Here is a 26,282-nt window from a genome sequence, read left to right on the forward strand (position 1 = left end):
TCGGCTCAGTCGACGAGACCCTCGAAGAGGATCGTGGAGAGGTAGCGCTCACCGAAGGACGGGATGATCACGACGATGGTCTTGCCCTGGTTCTCGGGGCGGGCCGCGACCTGGGCGGCGGCGGCGATGGCGGCACCGGAGCTGATGCCGACGAGCAGGCCCTCCTCGGTGGCGGCGCGGCGGGCGAACTGGACGGCCGTGGCCGCGTTGACGTCGATGACCTCGTCGTAGACGTCGGTGTCGAGGATCTCGGGGACGAAGTTGGCGCCGATGCCCTGGATCTTGTGCGGGCCGGGCTGGCCGCCGTTGAGGATCGCGGACTCCTCGGGCTCGACGGCGATGATCTTCACGTCGGGCTTGCGCGCCTTGAGGACCTGGCCGACGCCGGTGATGGTGCCGCCGGTGCCGATGCCGGCGACGACGATGTCGACCTGGCCGTCGGTGTCCTTCCAGATCTCCTCGGCCGTCGTCCGGCGGTGGATCTCGGGGTTGGCCTCGTTGGCGAACTGGCGGGCCAGGACGCCGCCCCGCTCGGAGGCGATCTGCTCGGCGCGCTCGACGGCGCCCTTCATCCCGGTGGCGGGGTCGGTGAGGACGAGCTCGGCGCCGAAGGCGCGCAGCAGCGCACGCCGCTCCTTCGACATGGACTCCGGCATGGTGAGCACGACGTCGTAGCCGCGGGCCGCGCCGACCATGGCCAGGGCGATCCCGGTGTTACCGGAGGTGGCCTCGACGATCGTGCCGCCCGGCTTCAGCTCGCCGCTCGCCTCAGCGGCGTCGACGATGGCGACACCGATGCGGTCCTTGACCGAGGACGCCGGGTTGTAGAACTCGAGCTTGGCCGCGACGGTCGCGTCCGCTCCGTCCATGACCTTGTTGAGTCGGACGAGCGGCGTGTTGCCGATCAGCTTGGTCACGTCGTCGTAGATGGGCATTGCGTGGGCTCCCTCTGGCATGCGGTTGGCGGCGCTGGGCCTGATTATCTCTGACAATCTCAGACTTGTTATGCATATTCCAACATCTGGTTATTCCCCCTCAGTCCTACCGGACATCCGGGCGCGACGACCATGAGGGCACCTACCCACCCGGAGCCGGCGACCCGCCTCTCGTGGGACCGCCATCACACTCCACTAAGCGGTTGCTCACTGGTCAGTAGACTGCCGCGCATGACTGCGCTCCAGATCGTCGCGATCGTGATCAGCCTCGCCATCACGGTGGTGGCCGTAGCGTTGCTCGCCAAGACCGTCAACCACTACGTGGCGACCTTCCGCCTCGGCCAGCCCGAGTACCGGGGCGACGACAAGGGGGCGCGCACGGCGACCCTCCTCCGGGAGTTCCTCGGCCACACGCGGATGTCGCGGCTGCCGGTGGTAGCCATCGCGCACTGGTTCACGATGATCAGCTTCGGCATCCTCTTCTTCACGCTGATCAACGCGTTCGGGCAGCTGTTCGAACCCTCCTGGACGCTGCCGCTCATCGGCCACTTCCCGCCCTACGAGTGGATCACGGAGTTCTTCGCGTGGACGGGGCTCGTCGGCATCCTCCTGCTGATGGCGATCCGCCAGAAGAACCACCCCCGCTCAGCTCCGGGCGAGCACGGTCGCCGGAGCCGGTTCTTCGGCTCGACGTGGTGGCAGGCGTACTACGTCGAGTTCACGATCCTCGGCGTCACCCTCTGCATCCTGGCCCTCCGCGGGCTGGAGTACGCCCTGGCCGACGCCGAGGGTCTCGACACGGCGTCCACCCTGCACTTCCCGATGACGAGCTGGCTCGGCGGCCTCTTCTCCGGGATGTCGGTCGCCGCGCTCGAGAGCGCCATCGTCATCGTCGCCACGATCAAGATCCTCATCTCCATGGCGTGGATGATCACCATCGCCCTGACCCCCACGATGGGCGTCGCCTGGCACCGCTTCCTCGCGTTCTTCAACATCTTCTGGAAGCGCCACGCCGACGGCCGCACCTCGCTCGGCGAGCTCCAGCCGATCCGGATCAACGGCGAGGTGCTCGACTTCGAGAACGTCGACGACCTCGACGAGGACGCCCCGCTGGGCGTCGGCAAGGTCGAGGACTTCACGTGGAAGGGCCTGCTCGACTTCACGACGTGCACCGAGTGCGGTCGCTGCCAGTCCCAGTGCCCCGCGTGGAACACCGACAAGCCGCTCTCCCCCAAGCTGCTCGTCATGACGCTGCGCGACCACGCGCACGCCAAGGCCCCCTGGCTGCGGGCCAGCGAGGAGGCCCGTGCCTCCGGTGACGGCCTGTCCGAGCACACGAAGGCGGCCGCCGCCGTCGAGCAGCTCGTCGGCCAGACCGGCTACGACATCCACCATCCGCTGACGGCCTACAACCCGCACGGGCCCGACGCCGTCATCGACGAGGACGTCCTCTGGTCGTGCACGACGTGCGGCGCCTGCGTCGAGCAGTGCCCCGTCGACATCGAGCACGTCGACGCGATCGTCGACATGCGCCGCTACAAGAACCTCATCGAGTCGGCCTTCCCGTCCGAGCTCGGCGGCCTGTTCAAGAACCTCGAGAAGAACGCCAACCCGTGGGGCCTGGCGCCTCGGCTGCGGATGGACTGGGCCAAGGACCTGCCCTTCGACGTGCCGCAGGTCGGCGCCGACGTCGAGTCCCTCGACGAGGTCGACTACCTCTTCTGGGTCGGCTGCGCCGGCGCCTACGAGGACCGGGCCAAGAAGACCACCCGCGCCGTGGCCGAGCTGCTCCACCTGGCCGACGTGAAGTTCGCCGTCCTCGGTGACGGCGAGGCCTGCACCGGCGACTCCGCCCGAAGGGCCGGCAACGAGTTCCTCTACCAGATGCTCGCCCAGCAGAACGTCGAGGTGCTCAACGAGGTCGGCGCCACCAAGATCGTCGTCACCTGCGCCCACTGCTTCAACACCATCAAGAACGAGTACCCCCAGCTCGGCGGCACCTACGAGGTGCTGCACCACACCCAGCTGCTCAACCGCCTCGTGCGCGAGAAGCGCCTCACCCCCGTGGCCCGCCCCGGTGAGGGCGACGGCCTCGGCCAGTCCAGGGCCGGCTCGACCGGCGCCAAGGTCACCTACCACGACCCGTGCTACCTCGGCCGGCACAACCAGGTCTACGCCCCGCCGCGCGAGCTGCTCCAGGTCCTGCCCGGCGTCGAGTACGCCGAGATGGAGCGCAGCAAGGAGAAGTCCTTCTGCTGCGGCGCCGGTGGCGCCCGCATGTGGATGGAGGAGCAGCTCGGCACCCGGATCAACACCAACCGCACCGAGGAGGCCCTCGCGACCGGAGCCGACCGCATCGCCGTCGGGTGCCCGTTCTGCAAGGTCATGCTCACCGACGGCGTCAACGCCGCCGTCCAGGAAGGCAAGAAGGCCGAGGGCGAGGTCGAGGTCGTCGACGTCGCCCAGATGCTCCTCGCCGCGGTCCGTCGCGGCGACGGCGGAGTGGCGACCGAGGAGGCCCGGGCCGTCCCCGACGCGCCGACCCCGGAGCCGGCCATCTGACCCCACCGCCCACCGAGCGAGCCTGAGCGCCGGGCGAGCCCAGCGGCATACGACCTCGAAGGGGCCCCACCACGACGGTGGGGCCCTTTCGCTGCGACGTATCACCGCACCCGCCGCCCCCCTCTGAGGTGGCAGTCGGCCCTGAGCCGACCGTCACATCACATTGGGGGAAAACATGAGTCTCACCGAGAGCTCAGAGGTCTTCGTCTCAGCGCACGAGACCGCGATCAACGACCTCGTCACGGCGATCTGCACGACCAGACCACACCTGCTGTCCTACGGATCACCGGCCTTCGTGCCGGCCTCGGACGTCAACGACACGCAGATGCCGCCGATCCTGTTCCCGGGCACCGGCGGGATCCAGTGGCACGTCCGCTTCACCATCCCGCACCTCGACCTGTTCGACGAGGACAGCCCACTGCCGCCCGAGCTCTCCCTCGGGCCGGGCCAGTTCAGCCTGTCGACCACGGTCGAGCTCTGCGTCGACTGCCGCAGGCGCCGTGGACGGGACGACAGCGACGAAGGAGGTGACACGGGGCACGACGGCCACGACCACCCGGACGAGCCGGACCAGCCCAAGCCGGACCGGCCCTGGGACGACAAGCCCGGCAAGGTGGAGAACCCGCTCTGCACCAAGCTCGAGATCGACGCCATCGGGCACCTCGTCGGGACGTCCACCGGCGGGCAGCCCGCCATCGGGTTCGCCCTCGACGCCGTGGAGATCGTCGACATCCATCCCGATGACCTCGAGTCGGTCCTCGAGTGCCTCCTCGAGCAGATGCTCCGGGCCGCGCTCGCCCAGGTCCGCCTCCCCGTCTCCGCGGTCCGGGCCGGCGCCTTCACCCTGACACCGACCGTCGGGCCGCTCATCGACACCGACCTCGTCCTCGCCCGCGGAAACCTCTAGGAGCCAGCCATGTCAGAGATCATCGCCGCCATCGACGAGAACGCCGCCAACGACTTCCTCGACATCGTCGTCGCCGGAGTCGGCCCGCAGTCGACCTCCGGCTCCTCGAGCCTCGGTCCGTTCGCCGCCTCGTACTCGGTCACCGGCACCCTGTCCAACGGCACCGTCGACCTCATCCCTCCGGACACGATCCGGATCGCCGACCTGCGACTCGACTGGAGCGCCACGCTCACCCTGAGCATCGACCTCGGCGACTTCCTGCCGGAGATCCACATCCCCCAGGTCTGCGTCACCATCCCGTGCGTCGGCAAGGTGTGCACACCCGCCATCGACATCACCTGGCCGACCGTCTCGGTCCCCCTCTCCTTCGGCGACTTCGTCAAGGCGACCGTCGACCTCGGCATCGTCGTCGGGCTCGTCGGCGGGTTCTGGAAGGTCGAGGGCGTCGTCCAGGGCGTGCCCAGCCTCTCGTTCGGGCCCGCGACCGCCGCCGTCGTCACCGCCATCGGCCTCGCCGTCGCAGCGGCCGTGGCGTGGGTGCCGCTCATCGGGCCCTTCCTCGCCGGACTCGCCATCGCCGTCGCGGCCGCCATCGGCGTCGCCGGGCTGACCGGCTGGCTCGGGCCGATCATCTCCCCGTTCATCTCGGGGACGCGCTTCCCGATCTACCACCGGTCCGAGTGGTTCGAGGTGCTCCCCGCGAGCGGCGCCTCGGACCCCGCGGTCCTCGTCCACCTCGACGCGATCGGGGCCGAGGTCCAGCACAACGCACCCGAGGACGAGCTCGTCCTGACCGCCGACATCAGCGCCTGAGGAGGGCGGAACCATGACAGACCACCTTGACAGCCGGGCCCTGCGCAACACCGACAGCTACGGCCAGCGGTTCATGCGCCCCGGAACGTACCGCTACGCCCTGGGGCCAGCGGGCACCGGCGGCTTCCTGCAGGAGTACCCCTACGTCATCTCCGTCGGCGAGGGAGAGCCGAAGCGCGGCGAGATGGCCCAGACCACCGTCCTCGTCCGCCGAGAAGGGCGCACCTACGTGCCCGACCAGCCGAAGATCAGCATCAACGCCGGCGACATGGTCATGTGGCACTCCCCGGAGGCGGCCGCGCGCCCCTTCGTCGTCGCTGGTGAGAAGGACTTCTTCTCCAGCGAGAGGCTCGTCAACGAGTCCGGCTACACCCATGCCTTCACGAGCGAAGGCGTCTACGAGTGGGAGGACGCGCACGGCTCCGGCACGCGGGGCCTGATCCGGGTCGGCAACCCGGACGTCTCGTCCGCCAAGGGGCAGCGGGCCTGGGCGCGGGCCCAACGCAAGGGCACCGTCGTCATGGTCACCGACGGGCAGGCCGAGCCCGCCGAGGTCGACGTCGTCGTCGGCCAGACCGTCTTCTTCGCCGTCGTCAACGGGCCCGGCATCTCCATCACCGACCGCTCACTCCTGGCGCACGATGGCCACCGCAAGGGAGCGGCTTTCCACCGCAACGCGACTCGGACGACGTGACTCAGCCGCAGGAGGACTGAGCCGGTCAGCCCGAGCCGGCTCAGCGGCATACGGCCACAGCCCCCCGCCAGCCCGGCGGGGGGCTGCTCCCCGTGTCCCGCCGCGCGAGGTGCCCCCCTCAGGAGTACGGTCCCAACCACTGCTACAGTTCCACTGCTTTTCACTGGTATTGACCGTAGAAAAACATCCAGGAGCAGCGAATGGTCGCTACGCCAACCCAGAGGGACACCTCGCAACGACAGATGCTGGTAGGAAAGGGCTGGGTCCAGGGCGTAGCCCTCGTCATGCTCTTCGGATTCTTCGTCATGGGCATCCTCACCTACCGCACATACACGGCCTCGATGCCGCAGCCGGACAAGGTGGTGAGCAAGTCCGGCGAGACCGTCTTCACGACCGAGGACGTCACCGCAGGCCAGGTTCTCTTCACGGCTCGCGGGCTCATGCAGTACGGCTCGATCATGGGCCACGGCGGCTACCTCGGCCCCGACTTCACCGCCGAGTACCTCCGCCACGCCACCGAGTTCACCGAGCACCAGATCCGGGACAGCGGGGCGCAGGACCCCCGCGGCCTCAACGTCGAGGAGTGGCGCACCAACCGCTACGACGAGTCGACGGGCACGCTCACCTTCACCGACAACCAGGTCGCAGCGTTCCAGGACGCGAAGACCTACTACGCCAACTTCTTCGGCGAGGACTCGACCCGCTACGGGCTCAAGCCGCGCCTCATCACGGACCCGCAGGAGATCCACCAGATCACCGCGTTTTTCGCCTGGACCGCATGGGCCTCCGCGGCCGAGCGGCCCGGCTTCGACTACTCCTACACCAACAACTGGCCGATGGAGCCCCGCGTCGAGAACGGCCCCACCCCGGACCTGCTCGTGTGGTCCGGCCTGTCCCTCATCGCCCTCATCGGCGGCACGGGCCTGCTGTTCGCCATCTACGGCCGGTGGAGCCGCAAGATCGGGTGGCACTCCGAGGAGGCCCCCGCGATCGCGTTCCGGCAGCCGGGCACCGTCGGACTGACCCTGGCGCAGCGCGCGACGGCCTGGTTCTTCTTCGTCATCGCCCTGCTGTTCCTCATCCAGGTGATCGTCGGGGCAGCGGCCGAGCACTACCGGGCCGACATCCTGTCCTTCTTCGGCTTCGACCTGGCCCAGTGGCTGCCCTACAACCTCGCCCGCACCTGGCACGTCCAGCTGTCCCTCTTCTGGACCGCCGCCGGGTTCCTCGCCGCCGGGATCTTCCTCACGCCGCTCATCTCCGGCCGCGAGCCGAAGAACCAGCACAAGATCGCCTACGCCCTCCTCGGCGCGCTCGCCATCGTCGTCTTCGGCTCCCTCACGGCCGAGGCCCTGTCGATCCACGGCGTCGAGTGGGCCAAGGGCCCGCTCTTCGCGCAGCAGTGGGAGTACCTCGACCTGCCGCGGGTCTTCCAGATCCTCCTCACGGTCGGCATGGTGCTCTGGATCGTCATGATCTTCAGAGGGATCCGTGGTCGCCTCAAGGGCGAGTCGAAGGGCAACATGCCGTGGCTGTTCTTCTTCTCGGCGCTGGCCATCCCGGCGTTCTACGCCGTCGGGCTGCTCGCCACGACGGAGACCCACCTCACCGTTGCCGAGTTCTGGCGCTTCTGGGTCGTCCACCTGTGGGTCGAGGACTTCCTCGAGCTGTTCACCACGGTCATGGTCGCCTACATCTTCGTCATGCTCGGCGTGGTGCGGGAGAAGATCGCCCTCGGCATCATCTTCCTCGACATCATCCTGTACTCCATGGGTGGCGTCATCGGCACGATGCACCACCTGTACTTCTCGGGCACGCCCGTCGAGCACATGGCGCTCGGTGCGTTCTTCTCCGCCGCCGAGGTCATCCCGTTGACCTTCCTCACCGTCGAGGCCTGGGCGTTCATGCAGCTCGGCGCCCGGCAGGAGGCGAAGACCTCGGCACCGTTCCCGCACCGGTGGGCCGTCATGTTCCTGGTCGCCGTCGGCTTCTGGAACTTCCTCGGCGCCGGGGTGTTCGGGTTCCTGATCAACCTGCCGATCGTCAGCTACTACGAGATCGGCACGGCCCTGACGGCCAACCACGGGCACGCGGCGATGATGGGCGTCTACGGCATGCTCGCGGTCGGTCTGGCGATGTTCGCCCTGCGTTACCTCATCCCGCCGGACAAGTGGCCGGAGAAGTGGGCCAAGGTGTCGTTCTGGAGCCTCAACATCGGCCTGGCGTGGATGGTCTTCGCGACTCTCCTGCCCCTGGGCGTGCTGCAGCTCTACCACTCCGTGGGACAGGGCTACTACGAGGCGAGGGAGCTCGCCTTCATCACGAACAACACCAACGCCCTCCTCGAGTGGGGCCGGATGCCCGGCGACCTCATCTTCATCATCGGCGGCGTGCTGCCGTTCCTCTGGATGACGTGGCTCGGCCTGCGCAACTACCGGAAGGGCAAGGTCGTCGACGAGATGCCGCAGGACGTGCTCTTCGTCGAGCTCGACCCTGCCGGAAAGAAGTAGGAGGCAACGATGCGTGCCCCGTCCGTCACCGTACTGCTCGTCAGCGGATACTCCGCCGTGCTCCTGGTCGTCGCCTGGCTCTTCGACCGCATGGGCGCGCGCTCCGCAGAGCGGTCGGCACGGTGGCGGACGGGGAACTTCATCTACCACGAGGACCAGGACGCGTGGAAGTGCCACCAGGACCAGTGGCTCTGGCCGGCCTCGTTCGACCCCGACAAACGGGTGATCCGGTACGAGGGGCAGCACGCGATCTGCGGGCGCTGCCCGGTCAAGGACGACTGTTCCCCGACCCCGGGTCCGCGTGAGCTGACTCGTCAGCTGGACCCGTGGCCGCACTCCGAGGCGGGACGTTTCCACCGCGGCCTCTCCCTCGTGGTCGCCGCCGTCGCAGTCTTCATGCCGACGGCCATGCTGCTCGGCGCCCACGGCCCCGGTGACGTGATCGTCCTGGTCACCACCGTGCTCGTGGGACTCATCGCCGGGGCGCCTCTCGCGCAACACCTGTGGCGCACCCCGAGCAACTTCCCCGAACACCTGCGTCAGGACGCGTCCAGCGACGCCCCCGGCCTGCCGGAGCTCGCCCCCGAGACGGCCGGCGCAGCGAAGATCGACCAGATCCTCGACCGCTACCAGACCCGATGGGCGAGCGACCGCCGCCGCGTCGACCTGCCTGACCCGAAAACACGGAAGTGAACTGATGCCCGGCTGGATCGCCCCTGTCCTCGCAGTCCTGATCATCGCGGCCGCCGTCGTGGCGTCCTCGATCAGGATCATCCCGCAGTACGAACGCGGCGTCGTCTTCCGACTCGGCAAGCTGCGCCCGCTCTACCCGCCAGGTCTGCACCTGCTCGTGCCGGGCGTCTACCAGCTCCAGCGCGTGGACCTGCGCGTCGTCACCTTGACCATCCCCCCGCAGGAAGTCATCACCAAGGACAACGTTCCGGCCCGCGTCAACGCCGTCGTCCTCTTCAACGTGGTCGACCCCGAGGCCGCGGTCATGCAGGTCGAGAACTATGCGGTCGCCACCTCACAGATCGCCCAGACGACGTTGCGTTCCGTCCTCGGCCGCGCCGACCTCGACACGCTGCTCGCTCACCGGGACGGCCTCAACCGGGACCTGCGCGAGATCATCGAGCTGCAGACCAAGCCCTGGGGCGTCGACGTCTCGGTCGTCGAGATCAAGGACGTCGAGATCCCCGAGCAGATGCAGCGCGCCATGGCCCGCGAGGCCGAGGCAGAGCGTGAGCGGCGGGCCAAGGTGATCAACGCCCGGGGCGAGCTGCAGGCGTCCGGCGAGCTCAAGCAGGCGGCCGACATCCTCTCCCAGAGCCCCGCCTCGCTCCAGCTGCGCTACCTCCAGACGCTCCTCGAGCTCGGCGCGGACCAGAACTCGACGGTGGTCTTCCCCCTCCCGATGGACATCGTGGGGCCGCTGCTCAACCGGCTCGCCCCACCCCCGGCCAGCCCACCCACCCAGCCTTAACGTTGGGGGGCTGGCCGGGGGTGCCGGTCACCCAGCAGGGAGCTGCAGCGTCGGCACGATGCCGAGCGCGTGGAGCTCGGTCTCGGTGAACAGGCGTGAACGGATCAGGAAGCGGACGCCCTCGGGTGCCTCGACGGAGAAGCCGCTCCCCCGGCCCGGGACGACATCCACCGTGAGGTGAGTGTGCTTCCAGTACTCGTACTGCGCCCGCGACATCCAGAACGGCACCGCGTCCGGCACGTCGGGGACGACGAGGGCCCCGAGGAGGACGTCGGCGTCGCTCGTGACGAACTCGTTCGCCGGGTAGCACATGGGGGCGCTCCCGTCGCAGCAGCCACCGGACTGGTGGAACATCAACGGGCCGTGCTGCGCAGTGAGGCGGCGGAGCAGGTCCGCCGCCTCACCGGTCAGCTCGACCCGACTCGGTCGGGTCCCGTCCATCGGCTCAGAAGAAGCCGAGGGCGTCGGGAGAGTACGACACGAGCAGGTTCTTCGTCTGCTGGTAGTGGTCGAGCATCATCTTGTGGTTCTCCCGGCCGATGCCGGACTGCTTGTAGCCCCCGAAGGCCGCGTGGGCCGGGTACTGGTGGTAGCAGTTCGTCCAGACGCGGCCGGCCTTGATGCCCCGGCCCATCCGGTAGGCGCGAGAACCGTCCCGGGTCCACACCCCGGCCCCGAGCCCGTACAGGGTGTCGTTGGCGATCGCGAGCGCGTCCGCCTCGTCGTCGAACCCGGTCAGGGAGACCACGGGACCGAAGATCTCCTCCTGGAAGATCCGCATCGAGTTGCTGCCCTCGAAGACCGTCGGGGTCACGTAGTAGCCGCCGGCCAGGTCACCCTCGAGGACGTTGCGCTCGCCGCCGGTGAGGACCTTCGCACCCTCCTGCCGGCCGATGTCGATGTAGGACAGGATCTTCTCGAGCTGGTCGTTCGAGGCCTGGGCGCCCATGGTCGTCGCGGTGTCGAGCGGGTTGCCCTGGACGATCTTCTCGACGCGGGCGATGGCGTCCGGCACGAAGTCGGCGTAGATGGAGCGCTGGACGAGGGCCCGTGAGGGGCACGTGCAGACCTCGCCCTGGTTGAGCGCGAACATCGTGAAGCCCTCGAGGGCCTTGTCGTAGAAGGCGTCCCGCTCCTGCGCGACGTCCTCGAAGAAGACGTTGGGTGACTTGCCGCCGAGCTCCAGCGTCACGGGGATGATGTTCTGCGAGGCGTACTGCATGATGAGCCGGCCGGTCGTCGTCTCGCCGGTGAACGCGATCTTCGCGATCCGCGGGCTGCTCGCGAGCGGCTTGCCGGCCTCGACGCCGAAGCCGTTGACGACGTTGAGGACGCCGGCCGGGAGCAGGTCGCCGATCAGCTCGACGACCTTGAGGATCGACCACGGCGTCTGCTCGGCCGGCTTCAGCACGACGCAGTTGCCGGCTGCGAGTGCCGGGGCGAGCTTCCAGACCGCCATCAGGATCGGGAAGTTCCAGGGGATGATCTGGCCGACGACGCCGAGTGGCTCGTGGAAGTGGTAGGCGACGGTGTTCTCGTCGATCTCCGAGCTCGAGCCTTCTTGTCCACGAAGGACGCCCGCGAAGTAGCGGAAGTGGTCGACGGCCAGCGGCAGGTCGGCGGCCAGCGTCTCGCGCACGGCCTTGCCGTTCTCCCACGTCTCGGCCACGGCGAGCATCTCGAGGTTCTGCTCGAGACGGTCGGCGATGCGGTTGAGGATGAGCGAGCGTTCGCCGAGGGCGGTCCGGCCCCAGGCGGGGGCCGCCGCGTGCGCGGCGTCGAGGGCTGCCTCGATGTCCTCCTCGGTGCCGCGCCCCACCTCACAGAACGCGCGTCCCGTCACGGGTGAGATGTTCTCGAAGTACTCGCCCTTCTTCGGCTCGACCCAGTTGCCGCCGATGAAGTGGCCATAGCGGGGCTCGACCGTGACGAGCGACTCCGGCGATCCGGGCGGGGCATAGATGGTCATGAGGTTCTCCCAACGTCCTTGGTGGTTCCCGGACAGGGTCATCACTGACCGGTGCCGGGCATTGGCGAGACGCTAGGCACGCCGACGTTGCATCCACGTTGCATCGAGTTTCGGCCGTTTCCTTGCCCCCAGCGGTCGCGTGGGGTCCAATCGACCTCATGGCAGTGCGGCCGCACCGTGACGCCGGGGTCCGGGCCCAGGTGGCTGACTCCTGGGTGCGGTCCGCTGCGGCCGGCGTGCACGCCGACACCGTCGACGCCCCGATCACCCTGCCCGCCGACGCCCTGCACGACCACCGCGAGGCGCACCCGCTCGCGAGCGTGTTCCCGGTCCTCGATGACGTGCTGGGCCAAGCGGCCCGCGACTGCGACGCCATCATGGCCGTCTCCGACGCCGCCGGCCAGCTGCTCTGGGTCTGCGGCACCCCCAGCGTCCTGCGCCGGGCCGAGGCCATCGGCTTCGTCGAGGGGTCCAACTGGGACGAGCGCGTCGCCGGCACCAACGCTCCGGGCATGGCGCTGCGGCTCGACGCGCCGGTCAACATCATCGGCGCCGAGCACTTCCGACGCTCCGTGCAGCGCTGGAGCTGCGCGGCCACACCGATCCACGACCCGAGCGACCAGTCCCTCCTGGGCGTCCTCGACATCACCTGCGCAGACGCGCTCGTCGTCCCCCAGACGATGGCGATGGTGCGGGCGGCCGCCCGGATGGCCGAGGCGGAGCTCGCCCGCGAGCTGCTCGTCCGCTCACGAGCCGGCGCGGCAGGCACCGAGCCGCGCCGTGGGGGTCTCGGTGCCACGCTCGAGGGGCTGGGCCGGGACGAGGCGCTGCTGCGGATCGACGACGGCCGGGGGCGTCGCACCACGCTGCGCCTGAGCCGCCGGCACAGCGAGATCCTCCTGCTCCTCGCCGCCGCCCCCCGTGGCCTGTCCGGCGACGAGCTCGCCGTCCTGCTCTACGAGGAGGACATCAGCCCGTCGACGCTTCGGGTGGAGCTGGGCCGCCTGCGTGCCCTGCTCGGCGACGACCTGCTCGCCTCCCGGCCCTACCGGCTCGTCGCGGACGTGTCCGCGGACTGGCTCGCCGTCGAGTCCCACCTCGCGGCCGGTTCCGTGGGACTCGCGCTGCGCGCCTACCGCGGCCCGCTGCTGCCCAGGTCGGCTGCTCCCGGCATCGCCCGGCTCCGCGACGCGCTCGCCGCCTCACTCCGTCGAGCGGTCCTGGCCAGCCGTGAAGCCGACCTCATGTCCACCTGGACCCGGTCGTCCTGGGGGGCCGACGACTACGAGATGTGGCAGGCGCAGCTGGGCGCTCTGGGGGCGAGATCCCCGCTGCGTCCCCTCGTCACTGCACAGCTCGCCCGGCTCGACAGCGAGCTGGGGACGGGCACCCAGCCCAGCGGCATACGCGCGGTTCTCTGAGCTCTCGTCCGCCGCAGCGCCGCTCCTCCGAATCCGCCAAAGGGCTGGTCAGGCACGCATCTGTGCGCGCATGCTGGGTAGAGGTCAGCGCACCGCACACCAGGGAGTCAACATGTTCGGTCGATCAGCAGCCATGCCCCAGCCGCTCGACACCGTCCCGGACGGAATGCCGGTCCTCTCCCGCGGACGTCACCGCAACCCCCGCAAGGGCGCCTGCTTCATGGAGATGGCCTCCTACCTCGCCGGGGAGCGCTGGAGCGACCATCCCAGGTGCACCCACCCTGTCCTCGCGTCGATGGCCCGGTGCGTCAACGACGCCCTCGGCGATGTGCGGCGCCAGGAGCTCGCCGTGATGATCCCCGAGGTCGTCGGGCTGAACCCCAGTGACCGGAGGGTCGCGCCCACGCTGATGCGTCGCGCCGCCCTGGTGGCGCTGCCCATCGCGTCGGCGGAGCGCCAGAACGTCATGGCCCTCGCCGTCATGGGCGCCGAGCGTCACCTCAACGACATCGCCGGCCGCAGCCCCGAGGAGCTGACGCCGGAGGCCGCGGCCGCCCTCGCATACGTGCCGGGCGCGGAGCGGTGGGCTCGTGACTTCGTCCGCCGAGTCGGCACCCGTGACCTGCGCGCCGACGCCGCCGCCAAGGTCGTCTCGCTGGCCGTCAACGGCATCGCCCGCGCGTGCGCCGACGACCCGTCGGCCGAGCTCGTCAGGCTGCTCCGTCAGAGCATCGACGAGACCAAGGCGATCGCCGCCGAGACCTCGAGGCCGGCCACCGCACGGACCCCTGCGGCCGCACCGGTCGCCGCTGCTCGTCAGACGAGGCCCGCGCAGGTCGAGCGCAGCGCCTGACCCGGCCTGATCACTGCCGACTCCTCTGGCGTGAGGTCGCGCCCTGCGACGCGGCAGCCGGCGCGCACCCAGTCGTCGGGGTGCACGTCGATCTCCGTGCGGGTGCCGTTCTCGAAGAGCACACGCAGGGTGCCGCTGTCTGCTGAGAAGGAGATCAGGCCCCACATCGTCATCCCCGTGACGGGCCTGCCGTAGGGGCGCAGCGTCGCGGCATCCCACAGCATGACGTCACCGTCGGAGCCCAGACTCGCGATGAGCTGCCCGTTCGGGCTGGTCTCCAGGTCGATGACGAAGCCCCCGACGACGAGCCGGGCGGGAGCTCGGTCTGCCAGCGTCACCGCATCGAGGAAGTGGATGCGGCCGCCACGCGTGCCGACGGCCAAGGTCCGACCATCGACGGTCCAGGCGAACGACGTTGCCGGGTCACCGAGCTGTCGCGTCGTCCCCACCCGTCCGTCTCGCATGTCGACGAGGTGCAGGCCGTCGTCCCGGCTCACCACGCCCCAGCGACCGTCGCGCGAGATCGTCACGAGGGTCAACCCGTCGAACCACTGCAGCTCCGGCTGGCGAGCCGACTCCCAGAGCAGCGCTCCACTCGCGAGGTCCATCACGGCCCAGCCCCACCGGCCGTTGAGGAGTGCCGTGGCGCCGAAAGGAGCCACGGCGATGCTGTAGACCGGCCACGGGGTGGGCCAGGTCGAGGTGCGCTGGCCCGTGGCCACGTCCCAGGCGAGCAGCACGCCGCGGTCGCCCGGCCCCATGTCGACGATGAACTCGACGGAGCCGTAGGCGGTCCGGCCGTCCGGGCTGATCGCCGTTGCGGCGACCTGGCAGTCGCCGGGACACTCGCTGAGCGGCAGCTCCCCGAACAGGTCCTTCCCCGTGGTGACGTCGACGAGGTGGGCTGGGTTCCACCGGTCCGCGTGGCTCCCGATCCCGACCGCGACGTCCCCCACGGCCTGACCGACGTTGAAGTTCTTCGGTGCCGGGACGGGACGTGGGCGGATCGTGCCCCGAGTCCCCGAGAGGTCGAACACGACCGTCGTCCCATCCCGCCCCGCTGTCCAGATCAGGTCGTGCGACGCCCCGGCCACCCTCGCCTGCATGACCGAGCCCTTGTGCCCGACGAACGTGCGCCGCACTGCACCGGTGCGCGCATCCCGAGTCTCCACCCGGTTCTCCACGCTGACGACGAGCTGCGTGCCATCAGCAGTGAAGCTGACCCAGGGAGCGAAGCCGTCCACGGTCACCGACCCACCCGCTGGTCGCAGGTCCCGGGTGGACCTCAGCGGCGTCAGCGCCATGGTGTTGTCTGCCTTGTTCTCGACGAGGACCACAGCCCGGCCGGTGCCGGGGTGCCCGAAGACGAAGCCATCGATGCGCTGTCCCCCATCGGTGGGCCGGGTCCGGTCGATGACGAGCGTCTGGTCACCCTCGACGTCAACCGCGAACCGGCCACCACCGAGCTCCCGGGCCTCGCTGATGAACGGCAGCCGGTCAGGGAACACGTGCGCCTTGAGTATGGCGCCGCTGTCCGCGTCGAGCTCGAGCCACTGGGTGGCGCCCACCACCGCCAGCGTCGACGCGTCGAGCCAGACGACGCCGTCGGCCATGTCCTCCAAGGCCCCCTCGGGACTCTCTGCACCGAGGTCCTCGAGGCTCTTGCTCCACCGCAACGCGCCGTCGACGGCCGAGCGCAGCTCGAGGACCTGGCCGGGCCCGAAGTGCTGGACGGCCACCCGCTCGCCCCCCGGCGAGACGGTGGGCATGTGGAACTGGGGGCCACCGGAGTCCACCTGCCACCGCAGCTCGCCACTGTCGGCGTCGTACGCATAGAGCGTGGAGCCGTTGTCGGTGAGCAGGACGAGCCGTCCGTCGTCGGAGACGCCCTGCCGGAGGAAGCGGCCCTCGATCCGCTTGCGGAGCACAATCTCGGGCGACCGGGACAGCAGCGTGAGGAGCGCGCCGTAGGTCTCGGGGCTGCGCTCGATGCGCACGGACTCGAGCGCGGCGAGCATGGCCACGTCGGGGTACTCCTCGTTGAGGGCCGTGGCCGCGAGCCGCTTCGCGTCGGCCGAGATGCTCGCCGCCGTCGCGCGCGCGCTCGAGTCCCGCGCCTCGGCGCTCGACCGCCAGGCCAGCAGGCCCGCGACGAGGGCGACGACCAGCAGGATCGCCGCGCCGGCGAGGAGCGCCCGCAGCCGACGGTTCTGCCGCGCCGTCCGCGCTGCCCGCTCAGCGACGTCGCGCGCCTCGGCCTCCTCCCGAGCGCGTCCGGCTTCGAGGAAGTCGCGCTCGACCGAGGTCACCTCGGTGGGACGTGCCTCGGCGACCTCCAACGCCGAGGACAGTCGCGCCCCCCGCCAGAGGGCTCCCTCCTCGCGCCCCTCGGCGTCCCACTCGTTCGCGGCCAGGGCCAGTCGCCGCTGCACGGCCCGACCCGCCGCGTCCTCGACGAGCCAGCCGCGCAGCCGCGGCCACTCGCGGAAGAGCGCCTCGTGCGCCACCTCCACCGACCCGTCCGAGACGGTGAGCAGGCGTGCATCGGCGAGGTGGTCGACCACCTGACGCTGCTCGCGCGTGGGCAGCGCCTCCAGCTCGGCCAGGGCGACGCGTCGCCGGGTCACCGACGTGCCGTCGCCGGGACCGGTGAGGCGCAGCAGCAGGGTGCGTGCCGCGTCCTGCTGGCGTGCGGTCAGGCCGGCGAAGGACTGCTCGGCAAGGTGGGCGATCGCACCGTTGAGGCCGCCGGACGCGACATACGAGCCGAACGTGAGCACCCGCCCTGACCGCTCGGCCCAGAGCTGGCTCAGGGCGGTGGACAGCAGCGGGAGCAGGCCGGGCTCCGCACCCGCATCGGCGACGATCGCGTCGGCCAGGCCGTCCTCGAGCTCCAGTCCCGCCCGTCTCGCGGGGCGCTCGACGGCGCGGCGGATCTCGTCGCGGGTGGGTGCGCTGACGAGGACGGTCGAGTCGGACAGACGGCTCGCCAGCTCGGGGTGGTCGGTCACGGCGCCCACGTAGTCGGCGCGGACGACGGCCACGACGGTGAGGGTGGAGCGCGGGTCGTCGACGGCGTGGAGCAGGGTCTGGACGAACTCCTCCCGGGCGCCCTCGTCCTCGCTGGCCGTCCACAGCTCCTCGAACTGGTCGATGACGAGGATCGTCCGGGGAAGAGCCTCGGTCGGGACTCCCGAAGCCTCCGAGCGCACGACGCGCTCGAGCAGGTCGCCCAGCGTCATCGACGGCCTGCCGAGGGCGACGGACGCCAGCTCGCGCATCGGCGACGTCCCCGGACGCATGACGAGCATCTCCCAGGTCCCGCTCGAGGGCAGCACGTCCTTGCCGAGCGCGGGCAGCAGGCCCGCCCGCACGGCAGACGACTTGCCCGAACCGGACGCCCCCACGACCGCGAGGAGGCGCGACCCGGCCACGTGTGCGACGAGCTCCGCAACGAGTCGTTCCCGCCCGGCGAACCAGCGCGCGTCCTCCTCGCGGTACGGCTCGAGACCCGGCCACGGGCACGTGTCGGCCTCTGCGTCCCCGTCCAGGGACGTCTCGGCGAGCACCTCGATCCCGTCGCTGAGCGAGGCCCGTGCCGACACGAGGTTCTCCCGCGAGGCCGTCGCGAGGGCCATCGCGGACTCCACCTGATGGGTGGCCGCACGGCGCGCGAAGTCGACGACCGCGTCATGGGCAGCGCCCGGCCACGCAGCTCCCCCGGCGACGGTGGCCTCCACAGCGGAGTCGACCTGGGCCGCGGACACGTACTGACCCGCCAAGGCACGAATCGCGCCCTCGGACAGAGGGTGCAGATCGAGGACCAGGTCCGCGCCGGCTGCGGGCTCGGAGGGCCCCGCCAACCGCACGAGCAGCCCGTGCGCCGGAGGCTCAGCCACGCTGTGGTCGGCCACCACCAGCGCGAGCGAGCCCAGCGGCATACGGCCCTCGTCCGCCGAGGAACCCCCCACGAAGCGCACGGGTGCGCCCGACCGGGCCACCTCCCGAGCCAGCTCGGCGGCGAGCCGCGACGCCCCGGCCCCGACGGGTCCGCGGACGAGGACCGTCCGCGCCCCGCCGGGAACGACCTGGGCCCAGGCAGCCCGCAGCCGCTCGAGCTCGGGCTCGCGGCCGACGAAGGGACTGCCCGCCACCACCCGCAGCTCGGCCGGCAGGGCCGCAGCGGCCGAGCGGCCGCGCAGCTGGGGATCGTGCGCGAGGACCTTGGCGTGGAGCTCCCGCAGCTCCGGGCCGGGATCGACGCCCAGCTCGTCCGCCAACGTCTCGCGGGCACGCTCGAACGCCGCCAGCGCGTCGCCCTGCCGACCACCGCGGTAGAGCGCGAGGACGAGCAGGCACCACAGGCGCTCACGCAACGGATCCTCACCGAGACGTCGTTCCGCCTCGGCGACGACCTCCGCGCCCCGACCCAGGTCCAGCCGTGCGGCGAGCAGGTCGTCGGCGGCGTCGAGGCGCAGCTCCTCGAGCCGACGCGCCTCGGCCCTCGCCCAGGACGCTCCCTCGAACCCGGCATAGGCCGGCCCGCGCCACAGGGCGAGGGCCTCCTCGAGGATCTCCGCCGCCACGGCGTCGCGGCCCTCCCGCATCGCCGTCCGGGCCACCGTGAGCAGGTTGACGAAGCGCTCGGCGTCCACCGCAGTCGAGTCCACGGCCAGCCGGTAGCCGGAGCCCTCGGTCAGGATCGGGCCGGTTCCGTTGGACCGGACGGGATCGAGGGTGTTGCGCAGTCGCGCCACGAACGTCTGCAACGACTTCGCCGCGGACCGCGGCGGGTCCTCGCCCCACAGCGCGTCGATGAGCTCACTGCTCGGGACCATCGAGCCGCGTCGGGCCACGAGGTGGGCGAGCAGCGCCCGCTCCTTGGCGCCCGGCACCTCGACCGGGCCGGCGCCGTTCTCCACGCGCAGCGCCCCGAGCACGCCGAAGTCCATGGGGAAAGAATGAGGCCCCGCATTGTCCGGTGTGAGGGTTTTGCGGTGACCCGACCAAACTGGCACGTCAGGCGAGCCCGGCGGCTGGCGCGAGCCCGGGCCGCCGGACCCCGGGTTCATGCCTCGAGACCGAACAGTCCGCAGTGGAAGGCGGCGTCCTCGGGGGTGGCCGGCCCGGCCTTCCAAAGAACCTCACCGGTCCACAGGTTGCTGACGGTGCGGCCCGCATTCTTGATGACCCAGCCCTCGCCGGGCACGGTCCGGGTGCGCGAGTTGCCGGTCTCGGTGAGGACGCCCGTGACGAAGTCGATGTGCAGGCGCGCCGTGCCGTGGGCGTACTGGACCTCACCCGTGGTGCTCAGGGTCGAGCTGAGCGTGTAGACGATGTTGAAGACGGCGCCGACAACGTCCCCAGTCTCCCGGTCGATCAGCTCGCGCTCGTTGCTCACGTAGCCCTCGACGCCGGCGATGATCTCCGCGCCGCCGGCACACGTGACGAGGACGAAGGGGTCGTGTCCGGTGATGGGCTCGCGCCCCGTTCCCGCCGCGGTGGCGCCCCCGGCCGTGGCAATGGCCGCGCCGGCAAGGAGTGCCGCGGTGGCCACGGTACTGGTGACTCGTCGAGAGTTCATGTCGCTGCCTTCCCTGGTGACCCCGCCTGCCGGGATCTCCCGCTCAGCGTGGCCGGCGGCGGTCGCGGCCCGGTTGCGACGCGGTCGCGGCCGGACGGCAGGAGTGGACGGCAGGCATATCGCAACCGGATCGCAACCCCGTGCCGCCACCGTCGTCGTGGGGCAGCGCGGTGGCACCGTCACCGACCCAAGTGAGCAAGGAGCACGAGATGTTGAAGCGAACCATCGCCTCCGCCGCCGCGGCCGTCGCGCTCGGTGGGGCCGGCCTGCTGGTCGCACCGACGGCCTCCGCCGCTGGTGTCGAGCAGACCAGGGAGACCCTCGACTTCACGATCGAGAACCACCCGTACTTCTCCGGCGTGTGCGGCTTCCCGATCACCGTCCACGTGTGGGGCGAGTTCCTCGTCAACACCTGGTACGACGAGTCCGGCGCCCCGACCCGCGAGATGCGGCTGTTCAACTTCCGCAGCACGTCCGAGGCCAACGGCGTCGTCATCAACGGCAGCACCATGGGTCCGGACATCGCGACGTACCACCCCGATGGCTCCGCCACGATCAAGATCCTCGGCACGGTGCACCGCCGCGTGCCGGGCGCGGGCACCGTCCGCATCCAGTACGGCTTCGGGCTCCTCCTCCGCTCGGCCGACGGGGAGACGGAGGTCTCGATCGTCGAGAACGGGTCCGAGGACCTCGCCCCGCTCTGCGACGCCCTCGCCGGCTGACCCGATCGGTCGCGCCCCCATCCGCCGAACGCCACGTGCTCAGCGTGGCGTTCGGCGCGCCCTGCCGCGTCGGGGACGATGGCCGTATGCCGCTGGGCTCGCTTCCCGGTGCCCGCCGGCGCTCGCTCCGGGCTGGGTGGCGCTCAGCGGCTCCAGCGGATCGGCAGACGCTTCACGCCGCGCTGGAAGTTGGACCGCAGGAGGGCCGGCTCACCGGCGCTCTCGATCCAGGATGTGCGCGTCAGGACCTGGGTGAGGAGGGCCGTCATCTGGACGCGGGCGAGGTGCGCGCCCAGGCAGAAGTGCGGTCCGTGGCCGAAGGCGAGGTGCGCCTTGGCGTTGCGGTCGAGGTCGAGACGGTCCGGGTCGGCGAACACCGTCTCGTCGCGGTTGGCCGAGGCGAAGGAGACGACCACCTTCTCGCCGGCCCTGATCGGCTGGCCGGCCAGCTCGACATCCGTGGTCGCCGTCCGACGGAACGTCATGACGGGGGTCCACCAGCGCAGCAGCTCGTCGACGACGCCGGCGACTCGGGACGGGTCGGTGCGCAGCACGCGTTGCGCGTCGGGGTTCTCGATGAGCGCGATCATGGCGCCCGGCAGGCCGTTGCGGAGCGTCTCGTTGCCGGCGACGGCGAAGAGCCAGAAGAGGTTCTCGAACTCCTCGACCGAGACGTGTCCGTCGCCGCCCGGCGAGTCGTCACGCTGGGCCATGAGGATCGACATGACGTCGTGTCCCGGGTGCGAGCGTTTGCGCTCACCCAGCCCAGCGGCATACGTGTAGAGGTCCGGCATCCCGGCGCGGCTGCGTGGGTCGGGCATCCGCCCGTCCGGACCCGGCGACGGGCGGACCGCCAGGGCTGCTGCCGCCAGGTCTGACCCGCCCGCCCCGGTGAAGGCGGCGCTCGAGGCGTAGTCGGGGTCCTGCCAGCCGATGACGCGGTTCGACCAGTCGAACATGAGCCAGCGGTCCTCCACCTGCACCCCGAGGATGTCGGCGAGCGCCAAGAGCGGCAGGTCGGCTGCGACGTCCTTGGCGAAGTCGCACTCCGCCGGCCCGGCGAGCATCCGGTCCACGACGTGGCTGGCGTGACCGGCGATCTGGTCCTCGAGCAGGCTGATCGCCTTGGGCGTGAAGGACTTTGCGAGCATGCGGCGCAGCCTCGAGTGCTCGGGCGGGTCCATGTTGAGCATCATCCGCCGAACGAACGCCAGGTCCTCCGGCGTGGCCGGGTCGCGGATCTGGGTGCCACCGAGCCAGGACGAGAACGTCCTCGGGTCACGGAGCACGCGCACCACGTCCGGGTGTCGCAGGACGAACCAGTATCCGGGCCCCTCGGGCCAGCCGACCTGCTCAGGCTCCGCCACCCGCACGATGCCGTGCGAGTGGCGCAGCTGCGCGAGCACGGGGTAGGGCACCCCGTTGACGTACGTCGACGGGTCGTGCAGGAGCCGAGTCGCCTCGGCCGTCCCGGACACGTCAGGCCGTGTCAGGCCCGGTCTGCTTGAGGAAGGCGTCGATCCGCGTCGCGAGGTTCACCGGCGCCTCGAACATCGGGTAGTGACCGGCGTTGGCGACCACCTCGAGCCGAGCGTTCGGGAACAGCTGCAGCCAGGTCTGCTCGCACGTCTCCTTCCCGAGCGCGGGATCGTGCTCCCCGACCAGGACGAGGACGGGCACCTCGTTGCCGCGCACGTCCTGGGCGAAGTCCGGGGTGGCCCATGCCTCCAGGACGTTCGCGAACGCCTCCTTCGTGGAGTGCTCGAGCGACCAGTCGGTGACGGCGTTGACGAACACCGGGGTGTTGCGGTTGCCGGTCGTGAAGTCGATGATCCCGTAGCGCTTGTCACGGTCCTCGGCTGCGCCCCAGAAGAGCTCCCGGCCCGCGTCGTCGAACGGCGTGGGCGTGGAGCTCACGGGGGACACCCCGATGAGGGACTCCACCCGCTCGGGGGCGAGGGCGAGCACCTTCTGGATGACGGCGCCGCCCATGGAGTGACCGACGACCGAGAACCGGTCGACGCCGAGCTCGTCGGCCAGGGCGAGCAGGTCGCCGGCCGTCTCGTCGAGCGACTGGTCCCCCGACTCGTTCATCCGCTGCCCGTAGCCGCGGACGTCGGTGAACACCCACGTGAAGGCGTCCCCGTCGAGATAGTCGGGGAAGCTGCCCCACCCATCAGCTGATCCGAACCAGCCGTGGGTGAGCAGGACGGTGCGCGGGCCGGACCCGACGACGCGATGAGCGATCGGCATGACTCTCCTTCGAGCTCCGACAACAGATTCCGTATGCCGCTGAGCCTAGTCCGCGCGTCCGTGCCGTGCCGCTCCTCCCGCCCTCCACGTCGAGTCTGCAGTTCGTGCCGACTCGGTCAGATGAGGCCGGCCGAGGTCAGCCACTCCTTCGCCACGACACTCGCGTCCTTCTTGTCCACGACGACCTGCTTGACCATGTCGGCCAGGGCGGTCGTGTCGAGCTTGGTCGACACGTCGTCGAGCGGGGCCTGGACCGACCCGGCGACGTCGTCGCGGACGAGCGGCACGACGTTGTCGGAGCCGAAGAGCAGCTTCGGGTCCTCGAGGACGACGAAACCATTGGCAGCGATGGACGGGTCGGTGCTGAAGATGTTGGCGGCCTTGACCTGGCCGTTCTTGAGCGCCTCCACGGTGGCCTGGCTGGCGAGCGGGCGGAATTCCTTGGGCTCGAGGTTGTAGACCTTCTTGAGTCCGACCAGGCCCTGCTGACGGGTGCGGAACTCCGGGGGAGCGGCGATGGACAGCTCGTCCTGGTGCGCGACGAGATCCGGGATGGCCTTGAGGGACCACTCGTCGGCGGTCTGCTTGGTGACGACCATGGAGTTCTTGTCCTCCGCCGCGGACTTCGCGAGCACGGTGAGCCCGTCCGGCAGCTTGGTCTTCAGTGTCTCGTAGACCTCGTCCGGGTTGGTGGCGGTGACAGAGGGGTCGTAGTAGTTGGTCAGCGACCCGGTGTACTCGGGCAGGATGTCGACCTCGCCGCCCTCCAACGCCTTGAGGTAGGTCTCGCGGTTGCCGATGTTGAACTGCCGCTGCACGGTGACGCCCTCGGCCTCGAGCGCCTGTGCGTAGATCTCGCCCAGGAGGGCCGACTCGGGGAAGTCGGCGGAGCCGATGGTCACGGATGCCGAGGCACCGGTGCCCGCGCCGGTGCCCGCGCCGGTGCCGGCGGGCTCCTGCGGAGCGAGGGGGTCCTCGGTGCTGCCGCAGGCAGCGAGCGGGAGGATCGCGGCGGCAAGGAGTCCGGCCAGGAGGGTTCGGGTGCGAGGCATCTTGAGTCACTTTCCGTTCGGTGGACCACGGGGCGGGCGCCGCGTGAGGTCAAGCGGTTCGAGTGGCGATGTCGGTAGGTCCAACACGGGTGCGTCGCCCGGAGATTCCCGGGGAGACGACGAATCGCTGGACCAGGGCGAGCAGGCCATCGGTCAGGAGTGCGAGCAGGGCCACGAGCACGGCCCCGGCGACCATCTGGGGCAGGTCCCGGGCTGCCAGTCCGTCGATGAGGTAACGCCCCAGGCCGCCGAGGCTGATGGAGGCGGCGATCGTGGCGGTCGCGATGACCTGGAGGGTGGCCGAGCGCAGTCCGGACAGGAGCAGCGGCATGGCGATGGGGATCTCGACGCGGGTGAGAACCTGGCCCCCGCGCATGCCCATGCCGCGCGCCGCGTCGCGGGCGGCAGGGTCCACGCTCTCGATGCCGGCGTACGTCCCCGACAGCAACGGGGGGATGGCGAGGATGACGAGGACGATGATGCTCGGAACGGTGAAGGCGAGGTTGCTCTGGATGAGCGGTCCGACGAGCATCGAGATGGCGAAGAGCAGGCCGAGGCTCGGGACGGCCCGAAGGGCGTTGGCGCCGGTCACGAGCCAGCGCCCGCGACCGGTGTGACCGACCCAGGCGCCGAGAGGCACGGCGAGGGCCACGGCGATGCCGATCGTCACCAGGGTGTAGAGCAGGTGCTCGCCGAGCCGGGCCGGCACGCCGTCAGGACCCGCCCAGTGGTCGGGGTCCTGCAGCCACGTCATGAGGTCGTCGATCACGGCCGGGCCTCCGCACCGGCTCGCGCCCAGGGGGTGAGCAGTCGCGCGACCCCGTTGATGGCGACGTCGAAGACGACGGCGAGCGCGACGCACGCGATGATGCCGACCCAGACCTCGGTGGCGAAGTTGCGCGCATAGCCGTTGGTGAGGAAGTAGCCGAGCTGGTTGACGCCGATGAGCGACGCGACGCTCACGATGCTGACGTTGCTGACTGCGGCCACGCGCAGACCGGCGGCCAGCACCGGGACGGCGAGCGGCAGGTCGACGGCACGGAACCGGGCGAAGCCGCCATAGCCCATCGCCGTGGCCGCCGCTCGCGTCGAGGGGTCGACGCTGGACAGGGCATCGGCGACGGTGCGCGTGAGCAGCGCGACGGTGTAGATCGTCATGGCGACGATGACGTTGACCGGATCGAGGATCCCGCGCCGGAGGATGCTCGGCAGCAGGATGAAGAGGGCGAGCGACGGGATGGTGTAGAGCAGCCCGGTAGCGCTGAGGAGAGGCCCCTTGAGCCAGGCCTGGCGCGCCGCGAGCCACCCGAGCGGGAGGGCGATGAGCAGCCCGAGCACCAGCGGCACCCCCGCGAGCCACGCGTGCTGCCCTGCGCGGGAGAGGATCTCATTGAGGTGATCGAGTGCCCACGTCACGGGGCCGGCACCCCTTTCTCGTCCCGGCGGGCCTCGATGGCGGGGACGACCTCGGACGCGAGGACGGTGCCGAGGAACCGCCCGTCGCGGTCAGCCACGACCCCGCGGCCGCTGGGCGAGCTGAGGGCCGCGTCGAGCAGGGCCCGCAGGGAGCCGTCGGCGCGGGCGACCGTGCCGCCTCGGTGGAGCAGCGTCGGGTCCAGGGTGGTCGTCACCGCCTCCGCGCGGACCCAGCCGATCGGCTCGCCGTCAGCGCCCAAACACAGCACCCAGGACTGGCCGAGCGCCCTCACCTCCTCGCCGGTCGCACCGAGCCGGGTCGTGGGCTCCGTCCCCAGGGTCAGCTCAGGTGCCGCCTCGAACGCGAGCGCCCGATAGCCCCGGTCGCGACCGACGAACTCGGCGACGAAGTCGTCCGCGGGGTCGGCGAGGAGTCTTGCGGGAGAGTCGAGCTGCGCGAGGATGCCGCCGACGCGGAGCACCGCGACCTGGTCGCCGAGCTTGATGGCCTCGTCGATGTCGTGGGTGACGAAGAGGATCGTCTTGCCGAGCTCTGCCTGGAGCCGCAGGAACTCGTTCTGCAGCTGCTCTCGCACGACGGGGTCGACGGCGGAGAACGGCTCGTCCATCAGCATGACGGGCGGGTCGGCGGCGAGGGCCCTCGCGACGCCGACCCGCTGCTGCTGTCCCCCGGAGAGCTGGGCAGGGTAGCGCCGGGCGAGGGAGGGCTCGAGGCCGACGCGCTCGATGAGGTCCATGGCCCGCGACCGGGCGGTGCGCCGGTCGACACCGAGGAGTCGGGGCACGGTGGCGACGTTGTCGACGACGGTGCGGTGCGGGAAGAGGCCGGCGTGCTGGATGACGTAGCCGATGCTGCGCCGCAGCTCGGCGACGTCGAGCGTTGCGGTGTCACGCCCGTCGATCGAGATCGTCCCGGAGGTGGGCGTGATCATCCGGTTGACCATCCGCAGCATGGTCGTCTTGCCGCACCCCGACGGCCCGACGAGCACCGTGATCCGCCCGGTCGGCGCCTCGAGGGTCAGGTCGTCGACGGCGACGGTGCCGCCGTCGTACCGCTTGGTCACGCGATCAAAGCGGATCATGCCCT

21 protein-coding genes are annotated in these 26,282 nt (G+C 70.5%); 10 read left to right on the plus strand and 11 right to left on the minus strand.

The features are described from left to right. Positions 1-5: 5 nt before the first annotated feature. Positions 6-935 carry a cysteine synthase A gene (gene cysK, locus ABWV20_RS04210; protein ID WP_353353571.1) on the minus strand — a complete coding sequence of 310 codons (930 nt, stop codon included), beginning with the start codon at positions 933-935 and terminating at the stop codon, positions 6-8. 231 nt (positions 936-1,166) lie between these two features. Here cysK and ABWV20_RS04215 point away from each other — a divergent pair, with 231 nt between their 5' ends. From ABWV20_RS04215 to ABWV20_RS04245, 7 genes are all read left to right on the plus strand, one after another. Next, a complete protein-coding gene (locus ABWV20_RS04215) occupies positions 1,167-3,497 on the plus strand; it encodes a heterodisulfide reductase-related iron-sulfur binding cluster (RefSeq protein WP_353353572.1) in 2,331 nt (776 codons plus the stop codon). A gap of 175 nt (positions 3,498-3,672) precedes the next feature. Further along, positions 3,673-4,404, plus strand: a complete 732-nt coding sequence (locus tag ABWV20_RS04220) for a hypothetical protein (RefSeq protein WP_353353573.1) — start codon at positions 3,673-3,675, stop codon at positions 4,402-4,404. Positions 4,405-4,413: 9 nt separating this feature from the next. Next, positions 4,414-5,217 carry a patatin-like phospholipase domain-containing protein gene (locus ABWV20_RS04225; RefSeq protein WP_353353574.1) on the plus strand — a complete coding sequence of 268 codons (804 nt, stop codon included), beginning with the start codon at positions 4,414-4,416 and terminating at the stop codon, positions 5,215-5,217. Between the two features lie 13 nt (positions 5,218-5,230). Then, on the plus strand, positions 5,231-5,911 hold the full coding sequence (locus ABWV20_RS04230; RefSeq protein ID WP_353353575.1) for a cupredoxin domain-containing protein: 681 nt from the start codon (positions 5,231-5,233) through the stop codon (positions 5,909-5,911). 200 nt (positions 5,912-6,111) lie between these two features. Next, positions 6,112-8,421, plus strand: a complete 2,310-nt coding sequence (locus ABWV20_RS04235) for a nitric-oxide reductase large subunit (protein ID WP_502901754.1) — start codon at positions 6,112-6,114, stop codon at positions 8,419-8,421. Positions 8,422-8,430: 9 nt separating this feature from the next. Further along, complete coding sequence (locus tag ABWV20_RS04240; protein WP_353353577.1) at positions 8,431-9,114, plus strand: hypothetical protein; 684 nt, start codon at positions 8,431-8,433, stop codon at positions 9,112-9,114. 4 nt (positions 9,115-9,118) lie between these two features. After that, positions 9,119-9,904, plus strand: coding sequence for a slipin family protein (locus ABWV20_RS04245; protein WP_353353578.1), 786 nt, complete (start codon positions 9,119-9,121; stop codon positions 9,902-9,904). 27 nt (positions 9,905-9,931) lie between these two features. On the opposite strand, the gene ABWV20_RS04250 is transcribed toward ABWV20_RS04245, so the two are convergent. Together ABWV20_RS04250 and exaC are read right to left on the minus strand one after the other, a co-directional pair. Continuing rightward, positions 9,932-10,345: a DUF779 domain-containing protein gene (locus tag ABWV20_RS04250; RefSeq protein ID WP_353353579.1), complete on the minus strand. Its 414-nt coding sequence runs from the start codon at positions 10,343-10,345 to the stop codon at positions 9,932-9,934. A 4-nt stretch (positions 10,346-10,349) separates the two neighbouring features. Continuing rightward, positions 10,350-11,873, minus strand: a complete 1,524-nt coding sequence (exaC, locus tag ABWV20_RS04255) for an acetaldehyde dehydrogenase ExaC (protein ID WP_353353580.1) — start codon at positions 11,871-11,873, stop codon at positions 10,350-10,352. A gap of 158 nt (positions 11,874-12,031) precedes the next feature. Between exaC and ABWV20_RS04260 the strand changes: the two genes are divergently transcribed. Both ABWV20_RS04260 and ABWV20_RS04265 read left to right on the plus strand, forming a co-directional pair. Next, positions 12,032-13,294, plus strand: a complete 1,263-nt coding sequence (locus ABWV20_RS04260; protein WP_353353581.1) for a GAF domain-containing protein — start codon at positions 12,032-12,034, stop codon at positions 13,292-13,294. Between the two features lie 112 nt (positions 13,295-13,406). Beyond that, positions 13,407-14,147: a hypothetical protein gene (locus ABWV20_RS04265; RefSeq protein WP_353353582.1), complete on the plus strand. Its 741-nt coding sequence runs from the start codon at positions 13,407-13,409 to the stop codon at positions 14,145-14,147. Here ABWV20_RS04265 and ABWV20_RS04270 read toward each other — a convergent pair. Continuing rightward, positions 14,111-19,099 (minus strand): nSTAND1 domain-containing NTPase, encoded by a 4,989-nt coding sequence (locus ABWV20_RS04270; protein ID WP_353353583.1) that lies wholly within the window; start codon positions 19,097-19,099, stop codon positions 14,111-14,113. The genes ABWV20_RS04265 and ABWV20_RS04270 overlap by 37 nt on opposite strands. Positions 19,100-19,215: 116 nt before the next feature. After that, entirely contained in the window at positions 19,216-19,731 is a 516-nt protein-coding gene (locus tag ABWV20_RS04275; protein ID WP_353353584.1) for a hypothetical protein, read from the minus strand. 209 nt (positions 19,732-19,940) lie between these two features. On the opposite strand from ABWV20_RS04275, the gene ABWV20_RS04280 reads away from it, so the two are divergent. Further along, entirely contained in the window at positions 19,941-20,453 is a 513-nt protein-coding gene (locus ABWV20_RS04280) for a hypothetical protein (RefSeq protein ID WP_353353585.1), read from the plus strand. Positions 20,454-20,596: 143 nt separating this feature from the next. Here ABWV20_RS04280 and ABWV20_RS04285 read toward each other — a convergent pair whose 3' ends face one another. The 6 genes from ABWV20_RS04285 to ABWV20_RS04310 form a co-directional block, all read right to left on the minus strand. After that, positions 20,597-21,931, minus strand: coding sequence for a cytochrome P450 (locus tag ABWV20_RS04285; RefSeq protein ID WP_353353586.1), 1,335 nt, complete (start codon positions 21,929-21,931; stop codon positions 20,597-20,599). Between the two features lies 1 nt (position 21,932). Next, positions 21,933-22,706 carry an alpha/beta fold hydrolase gene (locus tag ABWV20_RS04290; RefSeq protein ID WP_353353587.1) on the minus strand — a complete coding sequence of 258 codons (774 nt, stop codon included), beginning with the start codon at positions 22,704-22,706 and terminating at the stop codon, positions 21,933-21,935. 116 nt (positions 22,707-22,822) lie between these two features. Continuing rightward, complete coding sequence (locus tag ABWV20_RS04295) at positions 22,823-23,758, minus strand: ABC transporter substrate-binding protein (protein WP_353353588.1); 936 nt, start codon at positions 23,756-23,758, stop codon at positions 22,823-22,825. Between the two features lie 49 nt (positions 23,759-23,807). Next, positions 23,808-24,527, minus strand: coding sequence for an ABC transporter permease (locus ABWV20_RS04300; RefSeq protein ID WP_353353589.1), 720 nt, complete (start codon positions 24,525-24,527; stop codon positions 23,808-23,810). Next, positions 24,524-25,174 (minus strand): ABC transporter permease, encoded by a 651-nt coding sequence (locus ABWV20_RS04305; protein ID WP_353353590.1) that lies wholly within the window; start codon positions 25,172-25,174, stop codon positions 24,524-24,526. Before ABWV20_RS04305 ends, ABWV20_RS04300 begins: the two co-directional genes overlap by 4 nt. After that, positions 25,171-26,277 (minus strand): ABC transporter ATP-binding protein, encoded by a 1,107-nt coding sequence (locus tag ABWV20_RS04310; protein WP_353353591.1) that lies wholly within the window; start codon positions 26,275-26,277, stop codon positions 25,171-25,173. Before ABWV20_RS04310 ends, ABWV20_RS04305 begins: the two co-directional genes overlap by 4 nt. Between the last annotated feature and the right edge of the window lie 5 nt (positions 26,278-26,282).

This window comes from Intrasporangium sp. DVR, assembly GCF_040365325.1.
Classification (GTDB): Bacteria; Actinomycetota; Actinomycetes; order Actinomycetales; family Dermatophilaceae; genus Intrasporangium.

Excerpts from the sequence above, each read along its gene's own strand:
- ABWV20_RS04275 (WP_353353584.1), bottom strand. The coding sequence starts at position 19,731 with ATGAACTCTCGACGAGTCACCAGTACCGTGGCCACCGCGGCACTCCTT.
- ABWV20_RS04235 (WP_502901754.1), top strand. The coding sequence starts at position 6,112 with ATGGTCGCTACGCCAACCCAGAGGGACACCTCGCAACGACAGATGCTG.
- ABWV20_RS04295 (WP_353353588.1), bottom strand. The coding sequence starts at position 23,758 with ATGCCTCGCACCCGAACCCTCCTGGCCGGACTCCTTGCCGCCGCGATC.
- ABWV20_RS04290 (WP_353353587.1), bottom strand. The coding sequence starts at position 22,706 with ATGCCGATCGCTCATCGCGTCGTCGGGTCCGGCCCGCGCACCGTCCTG.
- cysK (WP_353353571.1), bottom strand. The coding sequence starts at position 935 with ATGCCCATCTACGACGACGTGACCAAGCTGATCGGCAACACGCCGCTC.
- ABWV20_RS04265 (WP_353353582.1), top strand. The coding sequence starts at position 13,407 with ATGTTCGGTCGATCAGCAGCCATGCCCCAGCCGCTCGACACCGTCCCG.
- ABWV20_RS04230 (WP_353353575.1), top strand. The coding sequence starts at position 5,231 with ATGACAGACCACCTTGACAGCCGGGCCCTGCGCAACACCGACAGCTAC.
- ABWV20_RS04250 (WP_353353579.1), bottom strand. The coding sequence starts at position 10,345 with ATGGACGGGACCCGACCGAGTCGGGTCGAGCTGACCGGTGAGGCGGCG.
- ABWV20_RS04245 (WP_353353578.1), top strand. The coding sequence starts at position 9,119 with ATGCCCGGCTGGATCGCCCCTGTCCTCGCAGTCCTGATCATCGCGGCC.
- ABWV20_RS04260 (WP_353353581.1), top strand. The coding sequence starts at position 12,032 with ATGGCAGTGCGGCCGCACCGTGACGCCGGGGTCCGGGCCCAGGTGGCT.
- ABWV20_RS04270 (WP_353353583.1), bottom strand. The coding sequence starts at position 19,099 with ATGGACTTCGGCGTGCTCGGGGCGCTGCGCGTGGAGAACGGCGCCGGC.
- ABWV20_RS04220 (WP_353353573.1), top strand. The coding sequence starts at position 3,673 with ATGAGTCTCACCGAGAGCTCAGAGGTCTTCGTCTCAGCGCACGAGACC.
- exaC (WP_353353580.1), bottom strand. The coding sequence starts at position 11,873 with ATGACCATCTATGCCCCGCCCGGATCGCCGGAGTCGCTCGTCACGGTC.
- ABWV20_RS04240 (WP_353353577.1), top strand. The coding sequence starts at position 8,431 with ATGCGTGCCCCGTCCGTCACCGTACTGCTCGTCAGCGGATACTCCGCC.
- ABWV20_RS04215 (WP_353353572.1), top strand. The coding sequence starts at position 1,167 with ATGACTGCGCTCCAGATCGTCGCGATCGTGATCAGCCTCGCCATCACG.
- ABWV20_RS04310 (WP_353353591.1), bottom strand. The coding sequence starts at position 26,277 with ATGATCCGCTTTGATCGCGTGACCAAGCGGTACGACGGCGGCACCGTC.
- ABWV20_RS04225 (WP_353353574.1), top strand. The coding sequence starts at position 4,414 with ATGTCAGAGATCATCGCCGCCATCGACGAGAACGCCGCCAACGACTTC.
- ABWV20_RS04280 (WP_353353585.1), top strand. The coding sequence starts at position 19,941 with ATGTTGAAGCGAACCATCGCCTCCGCCGCCGCGGCCGTCGCGCTCGGT.